Source organism: Actinomycetospora sp., assembly GCF_036497585.1.
Lineage (GTDB): Bacteria > Actinomycetota > Actinomycetes > Mycobacteriales > Pseudonocardiaceae > Actinomycetospora.
Genome location: NZ_DASXJD010000125.1, coordinates 1 through 4,200 on the forward strand (window position 1 = coordinate 1; position 4,200 = coordinate 4,200).

Genomic DNA, 4,200 nt, shown 5'->3' on the forward strand with positions numbered 1-4,200 from the left:
CGCTTGCGTCGGCGGGTCAGCGCGCCGTTGCCCGAGCTGGTTGCCGACGTCGAACGGGCAATGGGGATCGATATCGAGGTCGCCGCACGGCCCGACCGAGCGCGGACCGGCCGCGCTCATCTGGACCGCTTCCTCGACGTCGCCGCCGATTTCGCCAACGACGCGGACGAGGCCACGCTCACCGCGTTCCTCGCGTTCCTCGAAGCGGCCGAGGACGAGGAGAACGGGCTCGAGGCCGGCGAGATCGTCGTCGACACCGAGCGAATGCAGGTTCTCACCGTGCACGGGGCCAAGGGGCTCGAGTGGGATCTCGTCGCGGTTCCGGGCCTGGTCAGCGACGTCTTTCCGGCCAAGGCGACCGCGATCAACTGGACCCGCACTCGCCAGGAACTGCCTGGCCCTTTGCGGGGTGACGCCCCCGACCTGCCGGATCTGCAACTGGCCGGGGCGAGCGACCGCAAGGCCGTGCGAGACCTGCTGCAACGCCACCACGACGAGCTCGTCGAGCGGCACGGCGAAGAAGAACGCCGACTCGCCTATGTGGCGATGACGCGGGCTCGGTCGGCGCTGTTCGTCTCGGGCTACCTGTGGGACACCGCGATCAAGCCGCGCGAGGTTTCGCCGTTCCTCGCCGATGTGCTGCCGTTCGTCGCCGAGCCGGACGAATGGGCCGAGCTGGACCCGGACGAAACGAACCCGCTCACCGCCCAGGCCCGCACCAGCCTGTGGCCGCTCGATCCGCTCGGCCCGTACCCGGGCGACCGCGGCACCGGCCGCCGTCCCGACGTCGAGCACGCTGCCGACCTCGTCCGAGCCGCGGCTGAAGTGCTGCCCATCGGCCTGGGCGAGCGCGCGGAGCGTTGGCGCCACGACGTCGACCGGTTGCTCGCCGAACGCGCCCGGCTCTCGACCGGAGCGCACATCGAGGTCGAGTTGCCGCGGCACCTGTCCGTGTCGCAACTGGTCGAGCTCCAGCGCGACCCAGCCGAGCTCGCCCGCAGCATCCGTCGACCGCTGCCGCGGCAGCCTGCTCCGTGGGCGCGTCGGGGCACCGAGTTCCACCGCTGGCTCGAGGAACGCTGGCAGGCGTCGGCGCTGCTCGACGTCGACCAGCTGCCGGGCGCCGCCGACGAGAGCGCAGGCGACGCCGAATTCGCGGCCCTGCGGGTGGCCTTCCTCGAAAGCCGGTGGGCCCACCGCACCCCGACCGAGGTCGAGGTCCCGTTCGAGATGGCGGTACCCGGCGGACGGGTGATCCGCGGCCGCATGGACGCCGTGTTCGGCAGCGCCGAGGACGGGTGGACGGTCGTGGACTGGAAGACCGGACGCAAGCCCACCGGCGACGCGGCCCGGGCTGCCGCCGTGCAACTGGCCGCGTACCGGCTCGCGTGGGCCCGCCTGTGCGGCATCCCGGACGACGAGTTGCACCGGATCCGGGCGGCGTTCCACTACGTCCGCAGCAACGAGACCATCGAGCCGACGATCCTGCTCGATGCGGCCGGGCTGCGTGACCTGGTCGCGGGCGGGAATGACGAGGCGGTGCAATCGGCTTGATCCCGATATGACCCGTCAACAACTCGTCCCCGGCCCGGATCACCCGATCACGATCGAATCCACCGACCGCAGGGTGACCGTCACCGTCAGCGGACGCACCATCGTCGACACCACGAACGCGGTGATCCTGCAGGAGGCCGGCTACCCCGCCGTCTACTACGTGCCTCTGGCCGAGGTCGACCCGGACGTGCTGCGGCCCAGCGACCACGAGACGTACTGCCCGTTCAAGGGCGAGGCGTCGTACTACAGCGTCGCCACTGACGACGGCGAACTGGCCGACGTCGTCTGGACCTACCGGAAGCCCTACGACGCGGTAGCCCAGATCAAGGACCACGTCGCCTTCTACGCCAACCGGGTCGACATCAGCGTCGGCTGAGGCTCGGTCAGAGGGAGACCGAGCCCAGCCGTCCCTCGAGGTGGTGCGCCAGACGGAACCGCGAAGGCACGTTTGCACCGGTGCCTTCGACGAGGTCGGCGACCAGTTCGCCGATCAGCGGCGCGAACTTGGCACCGTGCCCCGAACACGGTGAGCAGACGACGATCGGCCCTACCTGGTCGAGGACGAAGTCCTCGCTCGGCGTCTCGGTGTAGAGACAGGTCGCCTCGCCGCGAGGGACGGGCGACAACCCCGGTAGCCAGCGGCGCACGTAGTCGATGACGTGGGTGCGCGAGTCGGGATCGACAACGCCGGTGCGGTCCGCGGCCGTGCAGCGGCTGCCACCGTCGTGCTCGCCGATCTTGCGGTCGTCGTCGGGCCCGCCGTCGCGGCCACCGGCGAGGTGATACACGGCCGCGTCGCTTCCCTCGTGGATCACCGACGGCCACGGCGGCTGGGTGGGGTCCAGACGCGGGAAGTGGAAGATCTGCTGCTGCGTGACCTGCAGCGGGGGCAGCGTCACCACGTCGGCCAGCAACGGGCCCAGCCACGCGCCCGCGCTGACGACGACCGTCTGCGCAGACAGGGACGTCCCGTCGGCCAGGTTGACGTGTCCGTCCGGCGACACCGACACCGCCGGCGTCTCGTACCGCACGTCCGCCCAGGACAGTTCGATCATCGTCGACACCGCGAGCGCGGCGTCCATCGTGCCCGCCTGCTGGTGGTAGACGACCTCGCCCTCGAACTCCATCCCGGGCCAGCGTCGCGCCGCCTCATCGGCGGGCAGCAACTCGTGCGCAACGCCGGCGGCCGCCAGGTGCTCGGCGACAGCGGGGACGTGCCGCCGCGGGCCGAAGTCGAGGCCGCCGTAGATGCGCAGGATCTGCGCGCCCGAGGCCTGCTCCACCTCACGCCACAGTTCGAAGGCCCGGCCGGTCAGCTGCGTGTACAGCCCGTCGCCGTAGGCGCGACGCACGATGCGGGCCGAACCGTGCGACGAGCCGGACAGGTGGCCGGGCGCGAACTGCTCGAGCAGTACGACCGAACGGCCGCGCTGCGACAGCGCCCAAGCCGCCGCCGAGCCGGCCAGCCCCGCACCCACGATCACGACGTCGGCGTCCATGCCGTCGAGGCTATCGTCGCCACTTGTGACCACAGTCCGTGACTTCATCAGCGCCCACCGCCAGGACCTGCTCGACGATCTCGACGCCTGGTTGCGGATTCCCGCCATCAGCGCCCAGCCCGAGCACCACCCCGACGTGCACCGCAGCGCCGAATGGTTCGCCGAGGCGGCTCGCCTGGCCGGCTTCCCGACCATCGAGATCTGGCCGACTGCGGGGCTCCCGGCCGTCTACGCCGAGTGGCCGAGCGAAGATTCCGACGCTCCGGTCGTGCTCGTCTACGGCCACCACGACGTGCAGCCGGTCGACCCGCTGGATCTCTGGGACACCGACCCGTTCGACCCGACCGTCGACGGCGACGTGCTGCGCGCCCGCGGCGCGTCCGACGACAAGGGCCAGCTGCTGTTCCACCTGCTCGGCCTGCGCGCCCACCTGGCCGCGACCGGGGCCGCCGCTCCGGCGGTGCACCTGAAGTTCCTCATCGAGGGTGAAGAGGAATCCGGGTCGCCCCACTTCGGCGAGCTCCTGGAGGCTCAGCGCGACCGGCTCGGCTGCGACGTCGTCGTGATCACCGACACCGGCATCATCGCCGCCGACGTCCCCAGCACGGTCACAGGCATGCGCGGGATGGCCGCCTGCACGATCACGTTCCACGGACCCGATCTCGACCTGCATTCGGGCGTCTTCGGCGGAGCGATCCCGAACCCGGCCACCGAGATCGCTCGCCTCGTCGCGGCCCTGCACGACGACGCCGGGCGCGTGCAGGTGCCGGGCTTCTACGACGACGTCCTCGAGCTCACCGACGAGGAGCGCGAGCTCTTCGCCCGGGTGCCGGCCGACGACGGCGAGTTCCTCAAGGTGGCGCAGTCACGGGCGCTGCGCGGCGAGGCCGGGTTCTCCACCCTCGAACGGATCGGTGCCCGGCCGACGGCCGAGGTGAACGGCATCGGTGGCGGCTATCAGGGCGCCGGACACAAGACAATCGTACCGAGCGACGCCTTCGTCAAGCTCAGCTTCCGGCTCGTCGCCGACCAGGATCCGGCCAAGATCATCCGAGGCGTGGAGCGGTTCGTCTCCGACCGCACCCCCGACGGCGTCGTCGCCGCCGTCGACTGGGAAGGCGCCGGGGTGCGGGCCTGCCTGGTGCCG

General features: G+C 71.2%; 4 protein-coding genes. 3 read left to right on the forward strand and 1 reads right to left on the reverse strand.

Going from position 1 to position 4,200, the window contains the following annotated elements:
- Nucleotides 1-1,554, forward strand: a 1,554-nt coding sequence (locus VGH76_RS12620) for a 3'-5' exonuclease (protein WP_331557031.1), incomplete at its 5' end; no start/stop codon positions are given.
- Between the two features lie 73 nt (nucleotides 1,555-1,627).
- The gene (locus tag VGH76_RS12625; protein ID WP_414637721.1) at nucleotides 1,628-1,930 is read left to right on the forward strand and encodes a DUF427 domain-containing protein; all 303 of its coding nucleotides are present in this window, start codon (nucleotides 1,628-1,630) and stop codon (nucleotides 1,928-1,930) included.
- A gap of 7 nt (nucleotides 1,931-1,937) precedes the next feature.
- On the opposite strand, the gene VGH76_RS12630 is transcribed toward VGH76_RS12625, so the two are convergent.
- Nucleotides 1,938-3,053: an FAD-dependent oxidoreductase gene (locus VGH76_RS12630; protein ID WP_331557033.1), complete on the reverse strand. Its 1,116-nt coding sequence runs from the start codon at nucleotides 3,051-3,053 to the stop codon at nucleotides 1,938-1,940.
- A gap of 25 nt (nucleotides 3,054-3,078) precedes the next feature.
- On the opposite strand from VGH76_RS12630, the gene VGH76_RS12635 reads away from it, so the two are divergent.
- Nucleotides 3,079-4,200, forward strand: a 1,122-nt coding sequence (locus VGH76_RS12635; protein WP_331557034.1) for a M20/M25/M40 family metallo-hydrolase, incomplete at its 3' end; no start/stop codon positions are given.